At 52.3% G+C, this 25,125-nt stretch carries 22 protein-coding genes; 11 read left to right on the top strand and 11 right to left on the bottom strand.

What is annotated here, in order from left to right; genetic code table 11:
• Positions 1–345 precede the first annotated feature (345 nt).
• From LZ24_RS02515 to LZ24_RS02475, 9 genes are all read left to right on the top strand, one after another.
• Positions 346–1,275, top strand: coding sequence for an ABC transporter substrate-binding protein (locus LZ24_RS02515; RefSeq protein ID WP_186442890.1), 930 nt, complete (start codon positions 346–348; stop codon positions 1,273–1,275).
• A 2-nt stretch (positions 1,276–1,277) separates the two neighbouring features.
• Complete coding sequence (locus tag LZ24_RS02510) at positions 1,278–2,063, top strand: ABC transporter ATP-binding protein (protein ID WP_144681995.1); 786 nt, start codon at positions 1,278–1,280, stop codon at positions 2,061–2,063.
• On the top strand, positions 2,060–2,824 hold the full coding sequence (locus LZ24_RS02505; protein ID WP_144681993.1) for an ABC transporter permease: 765 nt from the start codon (positions 2,060–2,062) through the stop codon (positions 2,822–2,824). Before LZ24_RS02510 ends, LZ24_RS02505 begins: the two co-directional genes overlap by 4 nt.
• Positions 2,821–3,702, top strand: coding sequence for a 1,4-dihydroxy-2-naphthoate polyprenyltransferase (locus tag LZ24_RS02500; RefSeq protein WP_144681991.1), 882 nt, complete (start codon positions 2,821–2,823; stop codon positions 3,700–3,702). The genes LZ24_RS02505 and LZ24_RS02500 overlap by 4 nt, the downstream gene beginning before the upstream one ends.
• Positions 3,703–3,931: 229 nt before the next feature.
• The gene (locus LZ24_RS02495; RefSeq protein ID WP_144681990.1) at positions 3,932–4,402 is read left to right on the top strand and encodes an HAD family hydrolase; all 471 of its coding nucleotides are present in this window, start codon (positions 3,932–3,934) and stop codon (positions 4,400–4,402) included.
• 12 nt (positions 4,403–4,414) lie between these two features.
• The gene (locus tag LZ24_RS02490) at positions 4,415–4,621 is read left to right on the top strand and encodes a hypothetical protein (RefSeq protein WP_144681988.1); all 207 of its coding nucleotides are present in this window, start codon (positions 4,415–4,417) and stop codon (positions 4,619–4,621) included.
• A gap of 370 nt (positions 4,622–4,991) precedes the next feature.
• Positions 4,992–5,822, top strand: a complete 831-nt coding sequence (locus tag LZ24_RS02485) for a nitroreductase family protein (protein WP_144681986.1) — start codon at positions 4,992–4,994, stop codon at positions 5,820–5,822.
• 252 nt (positions 5,823–6,074) lie between these two features.
• On the top strand, positions 6,075–9,017 hold the full coding sequence (locus LZ24_RS02480) for a hypothetical protein (protein ID WP_186442889.1): 2,943 nt from the start codon (positions 6,075–6,077) through the stop codon (positions 9,015–9,017).
• 299 nt (positions 9,018–9,316) lie between these two features.
• Positions 9,317–11,416: an outer membrane protein assembly factor BamB family protein gene (locus LZ24_RS02475; RefSeq protein ID WP_144681982.1), complete on the top strand. Its 2,100-nt coding sequence runs from the start codon at positions 9,317–9,319 to the stop codon at positions 11,414–11,416.
• A 233-nt stretch (positions 11,417–11,649) separates the two neighbouring features.
• Here LZ24_RS02475 and LZ24_RS02470 read toward each other — a convergent pair whose 3' ends face one another.
• The 7 genes from LZ24_RS02470 to LZ24_RS17085 form a co-directional block, all read right to left on the bottom strand.
• Positions 11,650–12,906, bottom strand: a complete 1,257-nt coding sequence (locus LZ24_RS02470) for a tetratricopeptide repeat protein (RefSeq protein WP_144681980.1) — start codon at positions 12,904–12,906, stop codon at positions 11,650–11,652.
• A gap of 1 nt (position 12,907) precedes the next feature.
• Positions 12,908–13,597, bottom strand: coding sequence for an energy transducer TonB (locus tag LZ24_RS02465; RefSeq protein ID WP_144681978.1), 690 nt, complete (start codon positions 13,595–13,597; stop codon positions 12,908–12,910).
• Complete coding sequence (locus LZ24_RS02460) at positions 13,578–13,988, bottom strand: ExbD/TolR family protein (RefSeq protein ID WP_139449592.1); 411 nt, start codon at positions 13,986–13,988, stop codon at positions 13,578–13,580. Before LZ24_RS02460 ends, LZ24_RS02465 begins: the two co-directional genes overlap by 20 nt.
• Complete coding sequence (locus tag LZ24_RS02455; protein ID WP_144681976.1) at positions 13,985–14,584, bottom strand: MotA/TolQ/ExbB proton channel family protein; 600 nt, start codon at positions 14,582–14,584, stop codon at positions 13,985–13,987. Before LZ24_RS02455 ends, LZ24_RS02460 begins: the two co-directional genes overlap by 4 nt.
• Positions 14,581–15,975, bottom strand: coding sequence for a MotA/TolQ/ExbB proton channel family protein (locus LZ24_RS02450; protein WP_186442888.1), 1,395 nt, complete (start codon positions 15,973–15,975; stop codon positions 14,581–14,583). Before LZ24_RS02450 ends, LZ24_RS02455 begins: the two co-directional genes overlap by 4 nt.
• Before the next feature lie 143 nt (positions 15,976–16,118).
• Entirely contained in the window at positions 16,119–16,895 is a 777-nt protein-coding gene (locus tag LZ24_RS02445; protein ID WP_144681972.1) for a DUF3450 domain-containing protein, read from the bottom strand.
• Positions 16,892–17,032, bottom strand: coding sequence for a hypothetical protein (locus LZ24_RS17085; protein ID WP_222427503.1), 141 nt, complete (start codon positions 17,030–17,032; stop codon positions 16,892–16,894). The genes LZ24_RS02445 and LZ24_RS17085 overlap by 4 nt, the downstream gene beginning before the upstream one ends.
• Positions 17,033–17,137: 105 nt before the next feature.
• Between LZ24_RS17085 and LZ24_RS02440 the strand changes: the two genes are divergently transcribed.
• Entirely contained in the window at positions 17,138–20,962 is a 3,825-nt protein-coding gene (locus LZ24_RS02440) for an SPOR domain-containing protein (RefSeq protein ID WP_144681970.1), read from the top strand.
• An 89-nt stretch (positions 20,963–21,051) separates the two neighbouring features.
• Here LZ24_RS02440 and LZ24_RS02435 read toward each other — a convergent pair whose 3' ends face one another.
• From LZ24_RS02435 to LZ24_RS02425, 3 genes are all read right to left on the bottom strand, one after another.
• Positions 21,052–21,870: a fimbrial biogenesis chaperone gene (locus tag LZ24_RS02435; protein ID WP_144681968.1), complete on the bottom strand. Its 819-nt coding sequence runs from the start codon at positions 21,868–21,870 to the stop codon at positions 21,052–21,054.
• A gap of 9 nt (positions 21,871–21,879) precedes the next feature.
• The gene (locus LZ24_RS02430) at positions 21,880–22,284 is read right to left on the bottom strand and encodes a hypothetical protein (protein ID WP_186442886.1); all 405 of its coding nucleotides are present in this window, start codon (positions 22,282–22,284) and stop codon (positions 21,880–21,882) included.
• Between the two features lie 62 nt (positions 22,285–22,346).
• Complete coding sequence (locus LZ24_RS02425) at positions 22,347–22,901, bottom strand: DUF4402 domain-containing protein (RefSeq protein WP_144681964.1); 555 nt, start codon at positions 22,899–22,901, stop codon at positions 22,347–22,349.
• Between the two features lie 185 nt (positions 22,902–23,086).
• On the opposite strand from LZ24_RS02425, the gene LZ24_RS02420 reads away from it, so the two are divergent.
• Positions 23,087–23,623 carry a shikimate kinase gene (locus LZ24_RS02420; protein ID WP_222427502.1) on the top strand — a complete coding sequence of 179 codons (537 nt, stop codon included), beginning with the start codon at positions 23,087–23,089 and terminating at the stop codon, positions 23,621–23,623.
• A gap of 188 nt (positions 23,624–23,811) precedes the next feature.
• On the opposite strand, the gene LZ24_RS17780 is transcribed toward LZ24_RS02420, so the two are convergent.
• Positions 23,812–24,981: an OmpA family protein gene (locus LZ24_RS17780; protein ID WP_144681962.1), complete on the bottom strand. Its 1,170-nt coding sequence runs from the start codon at positions 24,979–24,981 to the stop codon at positions 23,812–23,814.
• Positions 24,982–25,125 lie beyond the last annotated feature (144 nt).

Here is a 25,125-nt window from a genome sequence, read left to right as displayed (position 1 = left end):
CCTACCGGATGGGCACCCTTCCTCCCTGTTCAGGGCAGGGAATTCCGGTTCTGCTTCTTATAAAGCTTTGCAAGAAAACTGCCTGCCAGACCCATTTTTATCATGGCCGCCACTGCCATTATGATTACCTTGGTCATCCTTAACCTCCCCTTTTAAATCTTTAACGGCAAAGGGCTTCTTTTTTTCCATTTGATTGACAGAAAAACAGCTTTTACCTATGGTTTGCCAACGGAAATGCTGCTACACAAGCCGTTACCTTTTTTCTTTTGCTGTCTTCCCATTCAAAAATATAAGGTTATACAATACTATTTTTATTCAGATTATACAATCAGGAGTTTTTCTGCCATGCGTTTTTTTCTGTTTTTTGCCACAGGCCTTTTCCTCTGCACCATGGTTCAGGCAAAGCCCCTCAGGGTGGCCCTGCTGCCCATCCCCGATGCCCTCCCCTTCCATGTGGCGGAAAGCAGAGGCTATTTCAAAGAGGCCGGAGTAAGTGTGCAGGCCATACCCGTTGCCAGTGCCCTGGAACGGGATCAGCTCATGCAGGCGGGCCGCATCCACGGCATGATCAATGAAATGGCCGGGACTGCCATCTTCAACCGGGATGGCATCCGCATGCAGGTGCTTCAGATTGCAAGAAAGCCCATGGACGCCTCCCCCCTCTTCCGCATTCTGGCCCGGCCGGGCAGCTCCCACACAGGCCCCGAAGACCTGAAGGGCGTTCCCACAGGCATCAGCCGCCATACCATCATTGAATACCTCACAGACCGCATGCTGCAGAATGCCGGACTGAAAGAAGAAGATATCCTCAAACGCTCCGTTCCTGCCATACCGGAACGTTTTCAGCTTCTGATGCAGGGCCGGCTGGAAGCGGCCGTCATGCCCGATCCCCTGGCCTTTGCCGCCATGGATCAGGGAGCCGTTGAAATTGCCAACGATCTTTCGGCCCCCTTTTACAGCGCCAGCGTTCTCAGCTTTGGCACAGCTATCATCCGGGAAAACAGGGCCAAAACCCAAGCCTTTCTTTCGGCCTGGAACAGGGCGGCAGAAGACATCAACCAGAATCCCGAAGCCTTCAGGGAACTTTTCATCCAGAAGGTACGGACACCGCCGCAGGTGCAGAAAAGCTATCCCATCCCGCCCTTTCCCGTGGCGGAGCTCCCTTCACAGGAACAGTGGCAGGACATGATGAACTGGATGCTTGGGCAGGGCCTTGTAAATCAGGCCATGAAATATGAAGACAACATGGCTTTCCCCGAAGGGATCACTCCCTGACCATGAGCATGATCCGCATTCATCAGCTTTTCTTCGGATACTCCGGGAAACCCCTTCTTTTTGAGAATTTTTCCCTGACCATACCCAGAGGGGAATCCTGGACCCTCATCGGGCCTTCGGGCTGCGGTAAATCCACCCTGCTTTCTCTCATGGCAGGGCTGCAGAAACCCCGCAGGGGAAGTATTGAGATTGAAGGCCGACCACTGCAACGACCAAGGCCGGAAAGCGGGCTGGTATTTCAGGATCATGGCCTGCTGCCATGGGCTACGGTGGCAGACAATGTGGCCTTGGGCCTGAACATCCGCCGCTATTACGGTGCCGATGGCAGGCATGCCCCCAGAGGATGGGAGCACGATGGGGAAAAACAGAAAAAAACCGTATCCCGGTGGATACAGCGCCTCGGGCTTGAGGGAAAAGAAGCGCTGTATCCGGCCCAGCTTTCCAGAGGACAGCGCCAGCGGGCCGCCATTGCCCGGACCATGGTCATGAAACCCGACCTGCTGCTCATGGACGAGCCCTTCTCCGCACTGGATCCCCCCATCAGGGAAGAACTTCAGGGCCTGATGATACGGCTTGGCCGAAGGGAATCCATCACCCGCATCACCGTTACCCATGATATTGCTGAAGCCGTCATCCTCGGAGAAAAAATCCTTGTGGCCAGAGCAGGAACCAACCACAAACCACAGATTCTTAAAAACCCTGTGGCACTGGAAAAAGATCCCCGAACCCATAAGGATTTCAATGCCATGTGCAAAGGGGTGCGTCAGGCCATGGGAGGCCTCCAATGAGATCCTGCACAAAAGGCATACTGGAACCTGCCGCAGGTCTTGCCGCCCTTCTTCTTTTCTGGCAGGCCGGGGCCATGGCACTGGACCGGCCCATTCTTCCCGGCCCGGTAACGGTTCTGCCCCTTTTTTTTCAGCACCTGTGGGGAGATCTGGGCCTGCACTTCATGGCCAGTGCGGGCCGGGTCATCCTTGCCATCCTCATTGCCGTATGTACTGCCGCCCCTCTGGGGCTGGTACTGGGCCAGTCTCCCCACATCAACCGCTTTTTTTCCCCTGTAATCACCATTTTATATCCCGTACCCAAAATCGTTTTTCTGCCGGTTATCTATGTGCTCATGGGCATTACGGATTTTTCCAAAATTTTTCTCATCTCTTTAATTCTTTTTTTCCAGATCCTTGTGGTGGTCAGGGATGAAGCCGCCGGACTCACGCCGGAACTCATTGCATCGGTGCGATCCCTTGGGGCCGGAAGGCGGGCGCTTTTCCGCTTTGTTTATCTGCCCGCCACACTTCCCGCCATTCTCACGGCCCTTCGGGTTTCCGTGGGAACGGCCGTGGCCGTTCTTTTCATTGCAGAACAGGCCCTGACCCAGTGGGGCCTTGGTTACTATATTGTGGTGGAAACCTATCAGGTGCTGCGCTATCCGGAGATGTACACAGGCATCCTTGCCATGGGGCTGCTGGGCAGCCTTCTTTACGGTCTCATCCGCATCATCGAAAGAAAATTTGCCCCCCATCTTTTCATCAAGGACACGGGATGAATACCATTTCTGAAAAAGAGGCCTGGATTCTGGCCACAAGACCCAAAACCCTGCCCGCAGCCTTAGGTCCTGTCATCCTTGGCATTGCCGCTGCATACGGCATGGAAAAATGCCATTTCATATCCGGCCTTCTTGCCCTGACAACGGCCCTGCTGCTGCAGATTGCCGTCAATCTTGCCAACGACTATTTTGATGCAAAGGCAGGCCATGACAATGAAAACCGCTTAGGCCCCCTGCGGGTCACCCAGAGCGGTCTGATCGATGGAAAAAAAGTTCTGGCGGCCATGGTCCTGTGTATGGTTCTGGCCCTTTTTTCCGGACTCTATCTGATTTTCCGGGGCGGCACTCCGGCTTTTTTCATCGCTGTTTTTTCTTTTATCGGTGTGCTGGGCTATTCCGCAGGCCCCTTTCCCATGACGGAAAAGGGCCTTGGGGAAGCCGCAGCCTTTCTTTTCTTCGGACCCGTGGCCGTCTGCGGCACCACCTGGGTTATGGCCCTTGAATTCTCTGCGCAGGCCTTTGTCGCTTCCCTGCCTGCGGGACTTCTCATTGCCGCCATTTTGTCGGTGAACAACATCCGGGATATTGACAGCGATGCGGCCACGGGAAAACGCACCCTTGCCGTGCGCATGGGAGCCATTCCAAGCCGCTATTTTTTCACAGCCCTTGTGACAGGGGCCTATGTCTTCCCCCTCGTCCTTGCCCTGAAAACCAACACCTGGATGCTGCTGGTCTTCCTCTCCTTTCCCAAGGCCATTTTTGTCATTCAGTCCCTGTGGCACATGGATGGCAGACTTTTAAACGAGGTGCTGGCAGACACGGCAAAACTGTCCTTTTTCTTCTGCCTTCTTTACGCAACCGCCATGGTGGCAGGATAGTATCTCTCCTGCCTGTGCCTAAGATCTAAGGTCTTTAAGGTCTTTAAGGTCTTTAAGGACCCTAAGGACTTTAATGACCTTAAGGCCTGTAATACAATAACATGGCCAATTATTTATATTCAATTATTCCAAAACCCAGGTAAAATAGCCCTGTTATTATTTTACAGGCCCTTAATAACCTTAAAAACTTCACAACTTTAAAAAGGCCTTTGTGCCTTCAAGGAAAAAAATGTTTACCATTGATATCCCAGGCTTTGGAAAAGTAAAAGCCTTTCACCTTGTCCTTGATTATAATGGTACGCTGGCCCAGGATGGAAAACTCCTCAACGGCGTAAAAGAACGCCTGCAACAGCTCTCCGAAAGCATCAGAATCCATGTGGTCACCGCAGACACCTTCGGTTCTGTGGAAAAGGCCCTTGATGGCCTGCCCCTCAGCATTGTTCCCATCCCGCCGGGAAATCAGGGGCAGGCCAAAAAAGAGTATGTGGAAAGTCTTGGAAAGGACAGCGTCATTGCCATGGGCAACGGCCGCAATGACGCTGCCATGCTGCAGACCGCCCGTATCGGCATCGCCATTTTGATGAAGGAAGGGGCAAGCAGTCAGGCCCTGCTGCATGCAGACCTCACAAGTACCCATATCTGCGATGCCCTGGACCTGCTTCTGCATCCCTTACGTCTTACGGCAACCTTGAGAGATTAAAAGGAGACCCCCATGATCCCCCGTCTTTTTACCCTTGCCGCTGTCCTCTGCGGAATCCTTGCCGTCCTCACCCTGATTCCCCGCGCCGAGGCATCCAAAGAATGCCTGTTCGGATACAGGGCCATCTGTACCTTTACACCGGGCAGCACCTTTATTCTGGGCATGATGGCCTATATTTTCCATGATATGAAAAGGAAAATGCAGCAGCGTATCTCCTGATGCCTGCGATCTTTAAAGGTCAGCATTAAAAGCCTTTATTTGCCTATGTGATTACCACTGTCTTTTAGCCATATGAACCTTAATCATAGAAATTATATGACCAGATTTTACGCTTGTTTGCGGGCACCCGTAAAGGGTGCCCCTACAAAAAACAGGGCCGTAAAAACCAAGCGTTAAGGGCAGGCCTTGCGCCTGCCCGCATTAAAGCTCGCTACCATGGGCCTGACAACAACCAGACCAGCAAGCTGTGGCTGAGTCAGGGTAGTAATCAGATTTGCCTATGTGAAAAAACCATATTATATACATATTCAATTAAGGTTGGCTTTTAAAATCCTTCCTTCTGTTCCCGAAACCACTGGAAAGGAAAACCATGAGCACTGCTTTTGTCACCATTGATCCGGATCTCTGCAACAAAGACGGCATCTGCGCCGCAGAATGCCCCGTTAAAATCCTGGGCTTTCCCAAAAAAGGAGAAATGCCCGCACTGGTGCCGGGGGGGGAAGCCCTGTGCATCCGCTGCGGTCACTGTGTCTCCGTATGCCCGACAGCCGCCATCCGCCTGAATTTTCTGGCGCCCGAAGACTGCATTCCCGTGGACAGGGAGCTGCTTCCCGGTGAAAAAGCCACAAAACATCTGCTGGCCACCCGCCGGTCCATCCGTAACTACAAAAAAGAAAGCGTGGACAAAGCCCGTCTGGAAGAGCTGCTTCAGACGGCCAGTTGTGCGCCCACGGGCCATAACAGCCGCTGCGTTCAATGGCAGGTCATTTATGATACGGATGAGGTCCGTCGCCTCACCGCCATGGTCGCAGACTGGATGCGCTACATGATCAAGGAACAGCCCGCCATGGCCAAGGCCTTTCATCTGGAAGAAACCGTTGCCGGTTTTGATCTGGGGCTGGACGTGATCTGCAGGGATGCCCCCCATATTGTCATTGCCTGCGCCCACAAGGCCGCCCCCACAGCGGCCATCGACTGTGCCACCGCCCTTGCCTATCTGGAAGTGGCAGCACCTTCCATGGGCCTTGGGACCTGCTGGGCCGGATTCTTCAACATCGCTGCCACCTTCTGGCCCCCGCTGAAAGAAGCACTGGCACTGCCCAAGGGTGTCAACAACCATGGGGCCGTACTTGTGGGAACTCCCCGCTTCAGATATCACCGCATCCCGCCCAGAGAGGCTGCGGCCATTACCTGGAAATAAAAAAACACAGGAAACACCCATCGCTGTTTCTTCTTTAATCCGATGGTGTTTCCTGCTGTTCATGCCCCCTTCTCCCCCCAATTCAACATATTGATTTTACATGTCACCCCATTTCGAGTAAGCTTTCAGTCAGTTTTCAAGTGACACAAACCTCCACACGATAAAATCAGAATCCTGCAAATGACTTGCTAAACAACAAAATAACTTTTCCGGAGGCTTCCCCGAATCATGACTGTCCGGAGTATTGTCCCGATGGAATCAGGCCGGTTCACCCCTCCCGTTCTCAGGCAGGACCAGTATCTTTTCAGAAAAGATCTGGTTTATTTTGGCCGTTCTGTACTTCAGGAAACCGGAAGACTTGCGGCTGTGGCTCCGGCAGGTCAGGGAAAAACCACCTTTGCCGCCCAGATTGCCAATGCGGATCCCGTTATCTGGCTTTCCTGCGATTCTGAGGATGCAGATCCTTCGGTGCTGGCCACCGATCTTCTCCTTGCCACCCATGCCACCCTCAGGGACTGGCAGGACGAAGGGCTGCGCACACGGGCCCAGAGAGCCGAACTGATGCTGCAGGGGCCAGAAAAATTTGCCCTTTCCTATTATGCCGCCCTTACCCGCCACACCCCGGATATCCTCATTGTGCTGGATGACCTGCACCTTGCTGCCCATGCCGCCAGCCAGCCCCTTTTGGAAGCCATGGCTGCACAGAGACCCCGGCATATCCGGCTGCTCTGGCTTTCCCGCACCCTTCCGGAACCTCTGGCCGCAGGACTTGATGCAGGAGATTTTCCACGGCTTTCCATGGACCGGCTTTCCATGGCCCAGAGCGAAATACACAGACTCTACAAAAATGTTTACGGCATCCCCATCACTCCGGAAACCGCTGAGCATATCTTTAAAACCACCCGGGGATGGGCCATGGCCGTTGCCTCTGCACGGCAGAGGGTCAAAGGCAGCCCTTTTCTCAGGGAAGAAATCTTTCGGGATACCGATCTTCAGCGTTTTTTCCACGACACCTTCCTTGGCCGTCTCACGGGCCTGCGCAGAAGTTTTGTCCTCTGCCTCAGTGCTTTAGAACGTATCCCCCTTGCCATGGTTGAAGAACTGGCTCCGGACAATGAATTTCCTGCCATCTTTCAAGAACTTGGAGAAGAAGGCCTTCTGCTGCAGCAAACGGGAACGGACACCTGCGCCTTTCACCATCTTATCCGGGATTTTCTTCAGAATAAAAGAGACCTTGAAGAACCTCTTGGCATCCGAAGAAGTTTTTTTGCGGCCATGGCCCGCTGGCATGAAGAAAAAGGGCTTCTTACCGAAGCATTGAGATGTTTTACCCTGACAGGGGATGGAGAAGGTGCTGAACGACTTATGGACACCTGCTTCCAAAGATTTATGGAGCTGCGGCAGGATGCCCGCATTGCATCCCATCTGGCCGCATTTGAAACATCCGAAGAATACCCCACACTGGCGCTGGCGCTGGCTTTTTTCTCCATGGCGGAATCCCCCCCTGAAACAACGGCGCGACTTCTTCATACATCAGAAAAGGGCTTTGCCGACAAAGAGCACCCCACAGGAGAGCTGCGGACACTGATACTCATGATACGAAAACGCCTTTTCGGTGATCCCCTTTATGACCATCCAGACAAACTTTTTCTCCGCATGAAGGAACTTCTGAGGCATCCGGACCTCTGTCTGTCAGAAGTGGATCATCTCCTTGTGGCACTGGGATGGGGGCAGTTTGCCATCCTCCATGCCTTTTCACGAAAAATGGTTCAGGAAAAGGTAGCCCCTGTCCTTGACCGGAAACTGCCAGCCTCCCTTGTCTCCATAGAAGCCGAACTCACCGCCATCCTTACCCATGGCGAAGCCATGACCGGAAGACACAGAACCGCCCTTGATATCTCCGAAAGGGGACATGCCCTTCTGGCTGATCCGGGAATTTCCACCTGGAGTGCCTTCTCCCTGCGATTTGCAAGGGCCAATACCCTTGGACTCTGTGGTATGGAAGCAGCCTTTGCCCGGGAAAGCAGCCATATTCTCCGCATGCCCCCTCCCCTTCTGGAGCAGACGCTGGCAGTACCCTTCATCCGTATCCGGGAAATCAGCTTCCTTGTACAAAAAGGACTTTATGATCAGGCAGAAGCACTGGCTGCCGTAAGGCTGCAGGATCCCCGTATGGCAGGGCAAGCCTCCCTGGGGGGAGAATTTCTCCAGTACAGGGCATGGGCCCTCGCCCTTGGCGGAAAAAAGGAAGAGGCCCTCAGAGTGGCGGCGCTTTCGGAAAAAGCCCAGACAGAAGGTGGCAATGCCTTTTTTCAAATGATGAATCTTCTTATGACCGGAACCGTCTCCGTACTTTGCGGCAGAGAAGAAGATGCCCTGGGCAGGCTGCACAGGATTCTTAAACAAAGGCTCGTACCAGAAGAAGTCTGCCTCCGGGAAGGGGCCTTCTGGATGCTGAGTCTCCTGCATTTGCGCAAAGGAAGAAAGGACAAAGCATGCCTTCATCTTGAAGAAGCCCTGAAACTGTCGGAAATTCGGAATGCACCCCACTTTATTTTTACCCCCTGCTGGTTGCCGGAACTTCTGGAGCTGGCCATGGAACAGGGCATCCTGAGACAAAGAACAGCCATTCTGGCTAAAGAAGTACTGGGCATGGCCTTTGATGCCAAAAATAAAGCAGCTCCCCTGATGAAAATACGCCTGATGGGAAGTTTCACACTCTGCTACGGTGAAAAATGCATGACTGCATCGGATTTTTCTCCCCTTCACCGCAGTCTTCTCGGACTGCTCATCCTTGCTCCGGGCCACAGCGTGGCCGTCTCCACGATTCAGGAAAAACTCTGGCCCCATGTGATGGCGGAATCTGCCCGGACATCCCTGGATACCGCCCTGCTGCGTCTCAGAAAGCTCCTTTCGGAAAAACTGGGAAAAGCTGCGGTTAGCAGCCTTGTACTCAGCAACGGAATCCTTTCCCTGAGCCCCCTTGATGTGGATGCCTTTGCTTTTCTTGAAGAAGTGGATGCAGCGGAAAAAAGCAGATCCTCAGGCTATCCATGGATGGCCGAGGCCCATGCAGCCCAGGCCGCTGCCCTGGACAGGGGAGATTACAGCGGAGAAATTCTTGGAATTGAAGGGGCAGCCATCCTTGGAAAACGCATTGCTGCAGCCCGCAGAATTCTTATGGATTGTACATAAAGTCCTCCTGTCCCCTTGCCAACAAAACACCATACCTCTGATATTTTAATACAAAACATCAAGATGCCTGCAAGATATTGTGAACCTCCTCCGGGTATCAAAGGGCTGATTTTTTTAAACCTTCATTTCCCCGGATATTGAGTCAGAAATATGTCAGATGCCCTGAAAGCTGTTTTGGCCTAATACTTCATCTCAGCAACAGGAAATTCAGTTTATTTTGTAAGCAGTAAACAGCATCAAAAACACTTTCAAGGGACGTTGTTTTAAAAACTGACTTAAAGATTTTGACTGGAGGCAGTATGAAACGTTTGCTGATTTTTTTATTTCTGGCACTTTTTGTGGTTGCGGGATGCAACAGCAGCAGTTCTTCAGGCAGTCCTGATCCGGGTGGAGGTGATACCGGAGGAGGGGAACAGCTTGGAGTCATTGTAACAAGATCTCCGGTTGGAGGTGGTACAGTTAGTGGTCCTTATGATCAAATTAGTAGCGGAGTTTATCGAATTAATACAGGAGAAAAAGCTGTTTTTACCATCACAGCGAATACGGGCTACAGAATTGAAAATGCAAGCGGTTGTGGTGGAACCCTTGAAGGGCAGGTGTTTACCACGGCCCCGGTTACTGAGACATGCTATTTAACTGTTAACTTCACCGAGCTGCCAAACCCAATAAGCTGTTCCACAGCGCTTCCTGTATCACCGCTGTTCGGACAACAAAGTGTATCACTGACACCTGTTTTTGAATGGAGTGCTTGTGAACACGCAGATGGAAATGCTGTCGAGTATGACATTTATCTGTGCGCCGCACCGGATACGAATGATTCTATTGATGGCCACTGCAGAATAAGCAATCCACTGACTAATTACAAAAAAGTGGCCACAGGCTTAACAGAGACAAAATGGATACCTTCTGAAGCACTGGATGAAGAGACCAAATATTTCTGGTTTTTACAGGTTCGTTCAGGAAACGACATATTAACTCGTGCGGTTGGGGCCTATGATGATGCCCACTGGTATTTTACCACTTCAAAAATGGGAGGCCGTGTATGGAGTTATGCGTGGCCCACCATAAACCGCCCCATGCCCCAAACAGCTCTCAGCTCTGATGGCGGATTATTTATTGGAGATCTGTGGGATGGTCTTGTCGTTGCTGTTAATATCTCTGATGGTGAAGAACAGTGGCGTTTCGATCTTACAGAACTCAGCAACCGGGATATCACAACTTCTATTGTTGATATTGACTATCTTGGCGTATTGCCTGACGGCTCGGTTCTGGCTCAGCATCGTTCCAGTACAGACCAAAACACCAGAGGATGGCTTGGAGCACTCAGTGCCATTGATGGCGATGTAATATGGGAGAATGCAAGTCTTTACCGGCATCGGTCTGAACCTGCCATTATGCCCGATGGCAAGGTTGCAATGATTGCAAAACGTACAAGGCATAGTGATGATCCTTTGCTGATGGTATTTGAAAATGGTATTGAGCAGTGGGTGTATGATGGCAAAAATCCGGGAGACAGTCAAAAAACAGACTTCTTTACTGGAAACGACCTCTCTTACATAGCCGCTTCTCCCAGTGGAGGCATTTATGGTTTCACCTTTCCTGGCCACCCCCTTCCAGATTCCCGTGAAAAAATGAGCATGAAGCTGATTCAGGATGGTTTAATGGAATGGGACAATCGTTTCAGTGGTACCAATTATGATGATCCGCAGTATATCAGCCGCTGGAGATCCACTGATGGCTTCCAGGCACCGATTGCTTATGACCTGAACAATGATCTTTATATTATTGGCGGAGCAGTCGTAACCGGGTGGGGTGATAAAAATGCAGAACGTGGCCGTCATCGTCTGCATAAGGTATCTCATATTAACGGTGAAGTTTTATGGACCTGGACCGGCAATATTCCATATGCAAGAATTAATAGCAGGGGAGTTGTAATCAGAAAAGACTCCCTTTACCTTGTTATGGGAACAACGCTTTTTGCAGTTGATACTGCAACAGGCCAGACCCTATGGCAGATGCCATTACCTGCAGGCGACAGCATTGACCAGACGGAAGCCCGCCGGGCCTCCATCGCGGTTTTAGAAAACAACAGACTGCTTGTTGTACTGGGTGATGTACAGGATGCCACCAATGCCTGGGTGATAGATGAAGCGTCCAAATCCATCCTTCTGAGTTATTTCCCGGATATTGAACCTGAGCAGATTCTTGCCACGCAACAGGGCATGCTGGGCGACTGTCTTAATATGAACTATGAGGGTCTGGCAATTTTCTGTATAAGCCGCTCCTCAACATCCCACTCCATCGATGCAGTTGATTTAAGCGCCTATGGTGGCCTTGATGCCCAGGCTGCCTGGCCCATAACAGGACAGAATCCGCAACGAACCCACAGCAGAAGGTAGAAAAACAGAGTCTCTTTTTCGGCATCTGATCGACGATGGATGGCGCGGTGCAGGCAATGGTTTCGAACACGTTAACTGCCCGGTAAAATTCCATTACGAATTTCCATAATTGACAAGCTCTGATTACAAAGGCCCTGCCCCATCGGACAGGGCCTTTGTCTATTACGGACAGCCAGCAGGATGCTGCCAGACAGTCATACATCAGCTCTGCAGTTGCTTCCGCCAAACACACCCTACATCGGCGGTTCTTCCTGAAGGGTATTGAGGTAAGCCAGCAGCCGTCCAGCCTCCTTGCGGGCCTTCTTATCCCTTTGTGGAATACGCTCTAAAAACTTTCTGGCCTTTTCCGGCTCTCCGGCCTTATAGGCGCAATAGCCGAGGGTCAGCAGCATACGGCTGTTGTGGCCCTGTCCCTTATGCCCGTGCAGGTAGCGTTCCCCCGCATCCATGGCTTCCCTGTAACGGTTTTCTCCCATGTGAATGGCCATGGCCAGCTCAAAAAGGGCCGGATCCCTGCCCTGCCTGCCGGCCTCCTCAATGCGCTGCAGTGCTTTTTCATTCATCTGGGCCGCCTGCAGCATCTGCACTTCCCGCACAAGAAGCCCTGGACACCCGTCGCCCTTTTCCTGCGCAGTGGCATAGGCTGCGGCTGCCCGGGCCGGAAGGTTCACATTGGCATAGAGATCCCCCAGTAAACGGAAATCCGATGCCTTTGGATCTGCCTCCAGAGCCAGTCGGATTTCCAGTGCTGCGATGGCTTTTCCATAGTCTTTCATCCGGAGATACATGTGGGTGGCCAGCTCCCACATTCCCCTGTTTTCAGGTTCCCGGTCCAGTACCGTCTCCAGAAGGGCGATGGATTTTTTTTCATTGCCCGTTTCCATGGCCGCCTGGGCATGGGCACGGACCCACTCCACCCTCGGGCTGGCATCAAGCTGCATGAGACGATCCAGACGCTGCCAGGCCGCAGTAGCATTCTTATCCATCAGATGGAAAAGGCCACTGTGGTATAAAAGGGCGCCATTTTTCTCCCTGCAGGTTTCCCATGCCCTTTCCATGGCATGGGCCGCTTCGCCATAGGCCTTTGTATCATGGGCTGCAATGGCAAGATTCTGCCAGATCCGGCTGTCTTCAGGGGCCAGTTTCACCGCCTTCCTGTAAGCGATGAGGGCAGCAGCACTGTCCTCCATCTGCAGTCTCACATTGCCCAGCCAGAAGAAAAGGAGAGGATGCTCCATTTCCGGATTTTTTTCGTAAAAAGTTTCCAGCTTTGCAAGGGCTTCCCCAGACCGCCCTTCTCCCATATCCTGCCCCGCATCTGCCAGTACCTGCTGGAGAGAACGGGGCAGGGGCATTTCCGAAGATGCGTCAGCAAGGCCCTGCAGGCCAAAGATCAAAAAAAACAGAATCAGGAGATAGCAAAAGGGGTCAGACCCCTTTTGTGGGCATAAAAGGGGTTTGACCCCCTTTGCTTCTTTTGCTTTTTTCATCTTAATTCCCTCCCAGCTGAAAACGAACTGGCGTCACCACCCATGAGGCCACCCTGCGGCCTTCCAGCACGGCGGCTTCAAAGCGCCAGTTGGATATGGCCTGAATGACCGCATCCTCAAAAACCCCTTCAGGATCGGCTTCAAGCACATGAATATTCCGGGGTACACCATCCGTACCCACGAGAAACCGTACCCGTACCCAGCCCTCAATGCCCATGCGCCGGGCCCGGAATGGATAAACCGGAGGCGTCTGCACCATGGTCCTTGGCGCAACATCCACCTCCCCGGCTTCAAAGGTCATGGGACCGGCAGGCGGCGGCGGTGCAATGGCAGGCCCTGCTACGGCAGAAAGACTGAGATCCGGAGTAAAGGGAATGGGTTCCATCTGCGGTACCTCAGGCAGGGGCCGCTGCATGATCTGCTCCATGGGCACATCGGGTTCCGGAGGCTTTTCTTCCGGAGGTTTGAGCGGCTCAGGCTCAGGTTCAGGCTCAGGCGGACGCAGGTCTTTCAGCTGCACAGACACCATGCGGTCCAGATCCGATGCACTCGGTGGCGGACCGATCATCCATGGAACCATGGCAAAAATCCCTAAAGTAACAAGGAGGGCCAGCCCCATGGCAGCTACAATGAAAAAGGGGTCTGCCCCCTTTTGTGCTTTTCCTCCGCTGTTATGGGCTTTTGGTGGCAATGCTCACATCCTTTGCCCGGGCCAACCGGCAGTGGTCCAGAATTTCCACCACAATCCCCGTGTCCGTTTTTTTATCCGCCACAATGACCACGGAAGCTTCCGGCATCTCTGCCAGCGCCCTTTCCACCCGGGCCCGAACACTCCGCATGTCTATGGCTTCCTTGTCCATGAAAATTCCGCCTGCGGCATCCACGCCGATGAGAATACTGCCCTGCTCTTTCAGGTCACCGGTACTGGCCGTGGGACGGTCCACATCAATGCCCGTTTCCTTTACAAAACTTGTGGTAACAATAAAAAAAATCAGAAGAAGAAAAATCAGGTCGATCAGGGGCGCAATATTGATATCACTTCCCTGATTTCTGGCCCGGAGGCTCTGACGTACGTTAATCATCGAAGCTGCCTTTCCAGCATGGCGTACAGACGGTCCAGACGAAAGGTGGCCCTTCTGGCCTGCCTTGTCAGATACATGGCCATGATAATGCCGGGAATGGCCACCATAAGACCGCACTGGGTAGTGACAAGGGCCTCGGAAATACCAGCGGCCATGCCACGGGCATCCCCGGTCCCGGCAAGGGCCATGACATCAAAGGTGACAATCATTCCCTTCACCGTTCCCAAAAGACCAAAAAGGGGAGAAACCGCTGCCAGCACCTGAATCTGGGGGATTCCCCGGTTCAGATCCCGCCGGATACGGAGGCCGCACTCCCGGAGAATGCTCCTGTCCAGCATGCAGATGCCGCTTCTCCGGCTCCTGAAATCCTGAATCAGCCGAAGGGAAAGCCCCTGACCCAAAGGAAGGGAGCGGGTGCTGTCCAGTGCCATGGCCACAGCCGTATCCGGTGGCAGATCCCTTGTCAGAAGGCGACGGAAAAAAAGCAGTCTCTCAAAAATTCCCGCCCACATGAGAAAGCAGACCAGAGCCAGGGGCCAGAGAATGCCTCCGCCTGCGGAAAGATGGCTCAGGATGTCCTGAAAACCCGCCATCATCCCTGTATCCTCCCTTTACAGCAGGCGGGCAGGCTGTGTTCACGGGTAAGAATATTGCAAAGGGCCACGGCCTTTTCCTCCATATCGCCCACAATATGTTCCACCCTGCGGGTGAGGAAGGTATGGATCAGGGTGATGGGAATGGCCACGGCCAGACCGAACATGGTGGTGGCAAGGGCCTCGGATATACCGCCGGACATCATGCGCGGATCTCCCGTGCCAAAGAGCGTGATGGTATGGAAGGTCCGGATCATACCCGTAACCGTCCCCAGCAGGCCGATCAGGGGAGCAATGCCCGCCATGACATTGAGCATGGGAAGGAAACGTTCCAGACGGGGGAGCTCCCGCAGAATGGCTTCCTGAAGAATGCTCTCCAGTGTCTGCCTGTCTTCCCTGCGTCCTCCCAGACCGGCAATCAGGATATTGAACACGGGCTTACCCTTTCCGGGCTGCACCGTAGCGTCACAGGCTTCCCAGTTTTTTTCCGCAGCCAGCTCGTTAACCCGGCCCATGACCTTATCCGCATTGGTGTGAACCCTGTGCAGAAACCAGAGCCTCTCTAAAGTGACCAGAAGTGCCACAAGGGCAATGAAGAGAATGGGCCAGACCAGAAAACCGCCGCTCTCCACCTGACTTTTCAGGGTGGACCGGTGCAGCACCTGCTGCAGGGCGGCCCCCTGGGAGATATCCATGGCAAGGGAATCACTCCTGCCATCCATATAGGCAGCAAGACTTTTCCGGGCAGAACGGGAAGGCTCCCGGCCCAGCATCTGAAACCTGCGGTTTTCCGGCAGATACTGCAGATAGCCAAGGGTTCCGTCCTCCGCACGGAAAGCTGCGGTAAAGGGTCCGATGCTCAGAATTTCCGAGGCCATCATCTGTCCGTCTGCCCCAAGGATCTCTCCCCTTTCCAGACGGACAGCCCCTGTTTTTGCCATTTCGCCAAAATACCCATCCACAATTACATCAAAATCTTCCATACCGGCAAAGCGACCGGCATCCAGAATACGGCGCACCGGTTCCAGTCGGGCAGGTTCGCTGGCCGTAAAGGGAGACTCGCTCAGCATGGCATCCAGCTCCCGTGCGGCAGAACGCAGGGTGCCGGAAACGGCTTTCATGGCAGATACGGTAAGATCCCGCTCTCCGGCCATGGCTTCCCTTTTTTCCATCAGGGCTTCCACGGAACTTTCCAGCGCTGTCCTTTCCTCCGCCAGCCTGTTTTTTGCTGCTGTCAGCTCTGCGATTCTCTCAGCAAGCTTCTCCCGGTCCGCAAGAATTGCCCTTCTGGTTTCTATGGCTTCGCTTTCCGCAGCAAGACGTGCTTCCCTGGCCTTTACGGATATGGCACGCATGTCCGAAGAAATGGCCGCCACGGGAAAAAGCAAAAACAACAGAAGCAGCAGGCAAAAAAACAGCCCGAATGGAGATAAGTCCTTGTCCCCTCTCCCTCGGAGAGAGGGCACGGGGGTAAAGGAAAACCGAGCCTGAAACGACCCCGGCGCATAAAAGGGGGCTGACCCCTTCTTTATCTTACTCATGGCAGAATCCTCCCCACGGGCAGGGTCACCAGTTCCGGCGCCCGCTTACGGGTAGCCACGTCAAAGGCCCTGACAAAGGCGGCATCCCAGGATGCATCCAGGGGCTGCCATCTCTTTTGGCCTGCGTCATAAAAACCAACCCTGCCGTCCCCCGTCCGGTAAAAAAGCCCCAGCCGACCAAGACGCAGCACCTGAGCCAGGACCTCATTCCCATCCAGCGCAAGGGGAATCCTGCGAAGCTCCACCGTAAACCCATAGTCCGCTTCTATGCGGAGGGCTTCCATAATGCGGCGAAGGCGTTCCGCAAGCCCCGCATCCGGATCCACCATAAGATCATGGAGCATGGAAAGTCTCTGGTTCCGCTCATCCTCAAGAAAAGGGATGTCCGATGCCATACTCTCCCCAAGGCGAAGCAAGACCTCATCCAGCCTGCCGTCCAGTTCCTCTTCCAGCCTCTTTGCTTCCATCAGCTCCCGCTCAATGGCAGCCACATCCCGCTCCAGATGGTCTCTGGACCGGGAAAGCCTGTCCCGGTCCCTTTCCAGACGCCGGTTTTCCTCCTCAAGGCTTTCCAGACGGGCTAAAAGATCCCGCCGCTCCCTGGCCCATGCCTCACGGGCCTTCTGGGTCCGGGCCTCTGCTTCCATGCCCTTTTCATGATCTTCCATCACGGCCTGCGGCCTGACATCCGTCTGGGCAGGAACTGGCGTATGGAGCATCAGCACCAGAAATCCTGCCAAAACAAGCTTTTGCGTACCCTTTAAAATCATCATTTTTTAGTCTTTTCTAAATTTTTATAAGTCATCACTTTATTTTCGGCCTCTATACAACCGCCCATCTTACGGGTCAAGTCAAAAATAGAGAAAGCCACTACTTTTTTTGACAAAGCAAAACCGTTTTCAAGCACCAATCCATGCTGCCCATTACATGGCACTCATATTGCTATTCCCATGTGCAGTGTTTCATCGGACCTTTTAAGTCTCTGTAATTAAAAGGACCAGAACAAAGGAGCTTTATGGTATCTCCGATGCGTGTCATTGCAGCCACAGCACCCGCCCCCTCCGGCAATATTACCGGTAAGGGGGACAGGGACAGCTACGCTCTGGCAGGCGCAGACAGGCTCCTTAAAAACACAGGCCAGTGGCAAAGGTGGCAGCAGATCCGTCAGGTTAATGACACCCTTGCCAGAAAACTGGCTTCTCTGGTCATGGAAAGAAATGCCCTCATGAAAAGGGCTGAAGCCGGGGAAAAGATCAGCTGGGATGCCTTTGACGCCCTTACCAGCCAGCTTGGCAGGGAAGGCATTCATCTCTGGGATCAAAAAGCCCTTATGGCTTCGGGATGGGCCAAAAAATTTAAAAACCCCCCTCCCCTTATACATGAAGGCGGTGCGGCATCTTCAGGGCAGATGGATGAAAACAGCCCTTCCCTGCCTCCCCTTGATGGCCTGCATCTTCACGGGATGTCCCAGATGCCCACGCCGGAAGAAAGATTTTCTTCACCAAAAGAGCCTGACTTTCTTGTGCTCAATGCCACCTGGGATCGTTACACCCTTGCCTCCGGCCTTGGGGCCTACGGAAGCAAGGATCAGCTTTTCATGCCCCTTGGGGCGCTGGCTGCCATTCTGGAAGTGCCTCTGCGGGTCAGTCCCCAGACGGGCAGGGCCACAGGCGAAGTTCTGGGGCAGAATTTTGATCTGAATCTTGAAAATAATGCCATCACCCTTGGCAGGAGAACACTGACCATCCCGGACAATGCCATCATCCATAATGAAGAGGATATTCATGTGGATGCCAGGGTACTGAAGGAGTGGCTGCCCCTTGATTTTGATTTCAGCTACAGGGAAATGGCCGTAAGGCTTCAGCCCAAAGACAGCTTCCCTTTCCAAGAACGCATTGAAAGACAGCAGCGATGGAACCGGCTTGGCTCTTTTCAGGGATCTGTGGGGCCTTCCGTGCTGGAAGAAAAAACGAGTCCTCCCTTTGCCAGCCTGCCCGTGGTGGATCTTTCCCTTTCCGCATCCCAACACAGCCGCAGCAACAATCCAAGACAGGCAAGCTATACCCTTTCCGGCGCAGGCAACCTTGGAGGCGGAACAAGCCATCTCTATGTAAGGGGGGATGACAGCCATAACCCAAGGAGGGTGGAAGCCCGCTTTGAAAAAACAGATGCATCAGGCTCTATGCCACTGGGGGCCACCCGCTTTGCCCTTGGGGATGTGCCCTCACCTTCCGTCCCCATACTGGGCAGACCTGCAACTGCCCAGGGCCTGCTTCTGGAAAACCGCTCCCTCTACAGGGAAAGGGAATTTGACAGTACCCGTTTTGAAGGCAATCTGGCACCGGGCTGGGAGGTGGAACTTTACCGGGGAACGGCCCTCATGGATGTTCAAAGGGTGGGTGAAGATGGCCGTTATCTTTTTGACGATGTATCCCTCTACTACGGTATCAACGATTTCAAACTGATTTTCTATGGTCCCGAAGGCCAGCGCAGGGAAGAAAACCAAAGGCTTGAGGTGGGCACAGACATGCTGCCCAAGGGAAAGATGAGCTACAGCGCAAGCCTCACCCGTCAGGACAGGGTCAGTTATGAAGAAAACCCGTCCCGGAACCCGGATGCGGGAAATGCTGTGGCCGTCGGGGTGTTTGAATACGGCCTTGGGGAACGGACCACCCTTTCCACAGGTTTTATCAGCGATACCCTCAATGAAAACAGGCGGACACAGCTCCATGCGGGTATGGAAACGGCCCTGAGGGGGGCATCCCTCCGCATGGATGCAGTGCACAATACGGAAGGCGGGTCCGCCCTTCGCCTTGGCAGCCAGACGGCTCTCAGGGATCAGCGCATCCGGGCCAGCTTTGAGCTTCAGGACAGGCTGGATGGCAGACAGCGAAACAACCCTGTCCGCAGCATCACAGACCTTTCCCTTTCTGGAACCCTTGGCAAAGAGGATGGCTTCCGCCTTCCCTATACCCTGTCCGGCCGCTACACGGACAGGGAGGACAGCTACGAATCCCGCATCAGCCTTTTAAACAGCCTCCGCACAGGGAGGGTTCACTGGAACCACAGAATCAGCCATGACTACAACAGTGCCAGCACAAACCCGGAAAGCATCCGGGGCAGCATCCGTGCCTCCACCCGGTTAAAAAACACCCATATCCGCACCCATGGAGATTACCGTCTGGATGATTACGAAAAAGGCTTCACGGGAGCAGGCCTCACCGCAAACCGGAATCTGAAAAAAGACCTCGATATACAGGGAAGCCTCAATAAAAGCTTTACGGGAACAGAGCGAACGGCAGCAGATATTCAGCTCAATATGCGAAAGGAAAAACTCAGCATCAGTCCAAAGCTTGCCGCCGATGACAAGGGAGACTGGAGTGTTTCCCTGAACATGAACATGGCTTTAGGCCCTGATCCCCACAGAAAAGCCCTTCGTCCCCTGCCCAGAAACAGCAGTACCCAGGGCCTTGCTGCCGTACGGGTATTTGAGGACAGCAATGTCAATGGAGTTATGGACGGCAATGAAAAGGGGCTTGCGGGGGTAAGGGTTCGGGCGGTGCAGTCGGGGAGCAGGGCAGTGACGGACAAGGACGGCATTGCCTTTCTCCAGCTTTCTCCCCACAGAAAAACCGATATTGTGATTGAAGAAGAAAGCCTTGAAGACCCGGCCCTTTATCCCCTGCATCCCGGAGAGGCCGTCACCCCAAGGCCGGGAGATGTGCGGCCCCTTTCCTTTGCCGTCATTCGCACGGGTGAAATTGATGGCACCCTCTATGGTATAAACAGCTCAGGGGATTCTGTCCCCCTCAGGCAGGTGGAGGTGCTGCTGAAAAATGAGGACGGTGAAGTGGTGGACAGGGTTCTTTCTGAATACGATGGTTTTTACCTCTTTGAGCGGGTAAAACCCGGAAATTATACTGTGGAAGCCCTGTTGCCCCAGGATGACGGCACCTTTATGTCCAAAAGCCTGAACACCACCGTGGATGAAACGGGCAGCATAGAAAGCGGCCTTGATATGGTAATGGCTGATGAAGACAGGGCAGGCATAAAGACATCGGTACTGGCAAGGGATGAAATGGTACTCTTCAGCGATGGCAGGTGGACTGAGATGCCTGAGGAAAAAAGACCTGATTCAACAAGAGCTGTCTTTGAAGGTCCGGAAGCGGTGCTTTATCAAAATGGTCAGTGGGTTTCCGGTGCTTTGGGAAGGGCCCTTCCTGAACAGCGGCCTGTACTAAAGGAAGACAGGGTTCTTTATGATGCCCATATACTTAAAACCGGAGACAGCAAAGCAACAAAAACCACTGCCACCCACAAGATACCCCACAAAACCCCTCTGAAGGGCAGAACTTCCTCCTACGGGGTCCATGCGGGTTCTTACAAAAGCAGGGAAAAGGCCCTCAAAGGCATACAATGGGCCAAAGCACAGATGCCGGAATTGAAAGACCTTGAAGGAGCAAAAATTCAGCCCGTGGATCTTGGGGAGAAGGGCCTCTGGTACAGGGTGATTCTGGGCAATTTTGAAAACAGGACAGATGCGGACAGACTGGCTGCCATGATGGCAGAAAAAACCGGATACGGCAGGGTCTTAAACTCGCTAAACAGAGAAGAAAGGGCCGTGCATCTGGCAAGCTACGGCAATATTGAAGATGCAGAAAAGGGCATTATCAACCTTGAAAGACAGTTCCGCTCCCTCATGGGAAAAGAGCTTTCCATGGCCATTGCGAAAGAAGGCAATACCTTCAGGGCACTGGTTCAGAATTTTAAAGCCATGGAAGATGCGGAGCAGTTCAGGGAAAAGGTGGCAGAAATGGGAGGCTATGCGAGGGCTCTCTAATACATCAAGGGCTAGGCAAAACAGAAAAAAACACCCTCCAAAGGGCTGCTATGCTTTGCAGGGGTGCTTGAATCCCTAGAGTTCATTTTTCAGTAGTTCAGAACAAGGGGAATTTCCTTTAAAAGGGGATTCCCTTCCTTTTCCCTGTCATGGAGAACAAGACGCAGGGTGCTGCCGGAAGGGGGAAGATCTTCCTGCAAGGGAAAACTTATATTCAATTTTCCATTGGGTTGATAAATGGCAAATCCTTTTCTTTCCGCAATTAGAGTATCTTCCCAGAAAAAAGCGGCATCCATAAACGCAGATCGGTTTCCCTCGGCAATAAGGAGAGTTTTCAGGGCTTTTCTGTCTCCGGGCAGGCTCTCCAGCTCAAGGCCTCTGGCATCAAGGCTTACGCTGGTTTCTCCGTGGCGGATAATCAGGGGTAAAATTGTCGATACCAGCGTATGAATGGTAATGGTAGTTGAGCTGGCCGGTTCATCCTTCCCAGGCATCTGTACCCGGTCCGGAGTTTCGGGCAAGGGGGATACTTTCATATGAACCCTGTATTCACCATCCTGAAGGTCAGCAGGCTTTCTTACCATGATGCGAACCGCCTGCATTTCATGGGGTTCCAGACGAATCTGCCGAGGAGAAAAACGTACCATTCTCAACAGATCCCCATGGTCTTCCAGATTTTTTATTTCCCTCGTCCGGCCACTCATGTCCTGTTCCATAAGTACTGTTTCAATTCTATATGAAACACTTCTGTCATTGGTGTTAACAATCCGCATGGTGGCAGAACGTTCACGGTCTTCCAGAACAAAACGCAAAGGCGTTACCAGTGCACCCGTTGCCAAAGAAGGAGCTGGTAAGCAGAAAAAAAAGGCTGCCAGAAAAAAAGCGGGAAAAAGCAGATTGCGCAACATACATCACCTTTATGGATGATTATCAATGAATTCAACACCGATAACAAAACTACCAGTCAACTCACCTACAGCACCTGAACTCAATACTAATTTGCCGCCTATGGTCACAAAATGAGGCTCCGTGCCAGAAGCAGTAAATCGGGTTATGGTATATTTTTCCATATCCCTTAACATAAGATTACCATTGGTATCTTTTACCTCATCCGGAGAAAAAGACAGCCTAATCTCCTGCCCTGCCCTGTCCGGGACTATACGGATGCGGGGAAAAAGCACAGACTGTATGTTAAAAATTCCTGAGGGAATCAGTACCGTAGCACCCGGATTTTTTGCATCCATAATCAGGGTCCCGCCCGCAGGAAGAACAACAAGACCTTCCAGACGAAAAGAATGCTCAAGCCTTGCTTCCGCACCCATGGCTACAGCATGAGTGCTGAGAAGCAAAGCAAAAATTATGATATTCTGTATGAATAAAAACTTCACGGTCTTGATATTGTCACGGTCACAGTTCCTTCATAATCACCTGGTTCCTGGTTGGCGGCAACTGTAAGCAGACCACCAATATGGATATAAAACGGATCATCATTGTCGGGAAAAACAATGTCTGCTTCTAAAGTAGAGTTCTCTTCAATTTGAGATAATGCCATTGTTGTAGTTGGATCTGTTAAAAGCGCTAAAGTTATAGCTCCTCCATAATCAATTTCATACGCCCCAACAGAATTGGTGTTAACCGTAATCAGCCCAGACTCAACACCACTTACATAGCCTTTAGAAGAATTAAATATAGCTGTTGTTACTCTATCAGAAGAATCTGTGCTGGTTCCATTTCTTGCGTTAATCCTTATAGTAAATTCTTCGCCACCCGGTATAATTTCACCAAAATCCAAAGGATCTTTTACGGCTCCAAGACTGAATGGCACTACACTTGCTTTTACCTCTACATCCACAGAAGCTTCGCTCGGATCAGAATAAGCCATACATGGCAACAAGATCCACGCTAACGCAGCAGCAAAAACGATCCACTTTTTTTTCATTTCCACCCTCCTTTTTTAAAACCCATCCGACCATCGGGAATCAAACGCCATCCATCACATTTTTTTAAGCAACATTCCTTTGATAATATTCTTATTATCGGATTGAATTGATAGCAACTTAAATCTATATTTTATCATTATCGAAAATAAATTTCCGTCAGGACAATAGAAAAAGGGCTTTCAAAATGAAAACAACCCCTTCACCCCAACCCCAAAAAACCACCCTCACCCTCACCGGCATGCCCGGAGCAGGCAAAAGCACCTTGGGGGTTCTTGCCGCCAAAATCCTTGGCATGGATTTTATGGATACAGACCTTCTCATCCAGTCCCATGAAAAAATGAGGCTTTCAGAAATCATAGAACAAAAGGGCCTTGATGCCTTCAGGGAAATCGAAGCCCGTCATGTGGCAGCCCTTAAGGTTTCCCACACCGTCATTGCCACAGGGGGGAGTGTCATCTACAGCGAAAAGGCCATGGAAAATCTTGCCTCTCAGGGCCCCATTCTCCACCTTGCACTTTCCCTGCCAGAACTTGCAAAACGCCTTGGAAATCTCGATGAAAGGGGGGTGGTGAGAAAGCCGGGCCAGAGCCTTGAAGCACTTTTCCACGAACGCATGCCCCTTTACAGAAAATGGGCAGATGCGGAAATTACCTGCGACGGCCTTTCCATGGATGATCTTCTCTGCCGCATCCGGCAGATTTTTCCTCCTTTATCGCCATAAACCCGGCTTTCCCTGTCAAAAAACAGGCTCTGCAAATCCGGTTTTTTTAAACCCTGCCAGTGCTAAAGCCTAAAGCCCTGACACCTCTCTTTTCTCTTGCTGCATGTGCAGACAAAAAAATCCCTGCCCAGAAAGCTTAAAAGCCTTTTCGGACAGGGACATGCATCTTGAAAAGATCATTCAAAAAATCAGGGAGCAGGGGTCAGCTCCACCCGCCTGTTCCGCGCACGGCCTTCTGCCGTATCATTATCTGCTATGGGGTTGTCCGGTCCATACCCCACCACCCGAAGCCGAGCGCCATCAATCCCTTTTCGGACAAAATAATCCCGCACCGCTGTGGCCCTCTCCCGGGAAAGGCGACGGTTATAGGCATCACTACCACGACTGTCCGTATATCCGGCCACTTCAATTTTTAAATCCGGATTCCGGCGAAGAACAGCCACGACTTCATCCAGAATGCCATGGTATTGCGATTCTATGACATTGCTTGCCGTACCAAAGGTAAGGCCCTGAATCTCCCAGCATCCCAATGCATTAACCCTTGCACCGACAGGGGTTCCGGGGCAATGGTCCAGATAATCCGGCACACCATCCCCATCACTGTCCAGGGGGCATCCCCATTGATCCACGGGAACTCCCGGGGGGGTGTCCGGACAACGGTCCCGGTAATCCGGCACACCATCACCGTCACTGTCTATGGGGCATCCCCATTGATCCACAGGAACTCCCGGAGGTGTGTCCGGGCAACGGTCCCGGTAATCCGGCACACCATCGCCATCGGAATCCAGGGGTTTCGGTGGCGTAAGAATGGGAGCTACAGCAGGCGTACGGCCAAAGGTCCATGCAAGACCGGTATGGGCAGCCAGATTCCACTCCATGCCATCCGGGGGCAGAATCCCCCGAAAATCCATGCGGAAAGCCAGATCCTTTACGATATCCACAAAAAAACCGCCGCCTGCGTTCAGGGCAAAATCCCGATCTGCCTTACCGCCTTCGGGATCTCTGGAAAGAACCCCCATACCGGCAGCACCATAGGGACGAAAGGTCTTGTCCGGCCGGAAAATATGCAGAGCATTGGCGGAAACATGCAATGCCCTGGTATCCACAGCTGTTTTCTTATGTTCTGTTTTTGAACCATGGACCATGATTTCCGCCATCCAGCGGGGATCAAAACGATACCCCAGACCTGCCCCAAGGCTGAAACCCGTATCCAGATCCTGATCATGATGGAAGTGATGCACCCCCAGCATGGGGCTGAGGATCACCTCTTTCTGAAAAGCCTCTGCATGGGCAGATGACATTCCCCCCATGACAAGGAGAATCCCCAGAAAATAAGAAAAACATTTTTTTTTCGACATAGAAACCTCCTTGAAAAAGTTAAAAAGCAATCCACACACATCCTGTTCATAAAAAAACCAGAATACAGGCTAAACGATCATATAAAAGTGTAACTGTTCAGCACAGTTTTCCAAGTACCATACCTGCAAGACAGATGCACAGGC

The sequence above is a fragment of the Desulfobotulus alkaliphilus genome, from assembly GCF_007830435.1.
Taxonomy (GTDB): domain Bacteria; phylum Desulfobacterota; class Desulfobacteria; order Desulfobacterales; family ASO4-4; genus Desulfobotulus; species Desulfobotulus alkaliphilus.
This window is presented reverse-complemented; position numbering and strand designations above follow the sequence as displayed.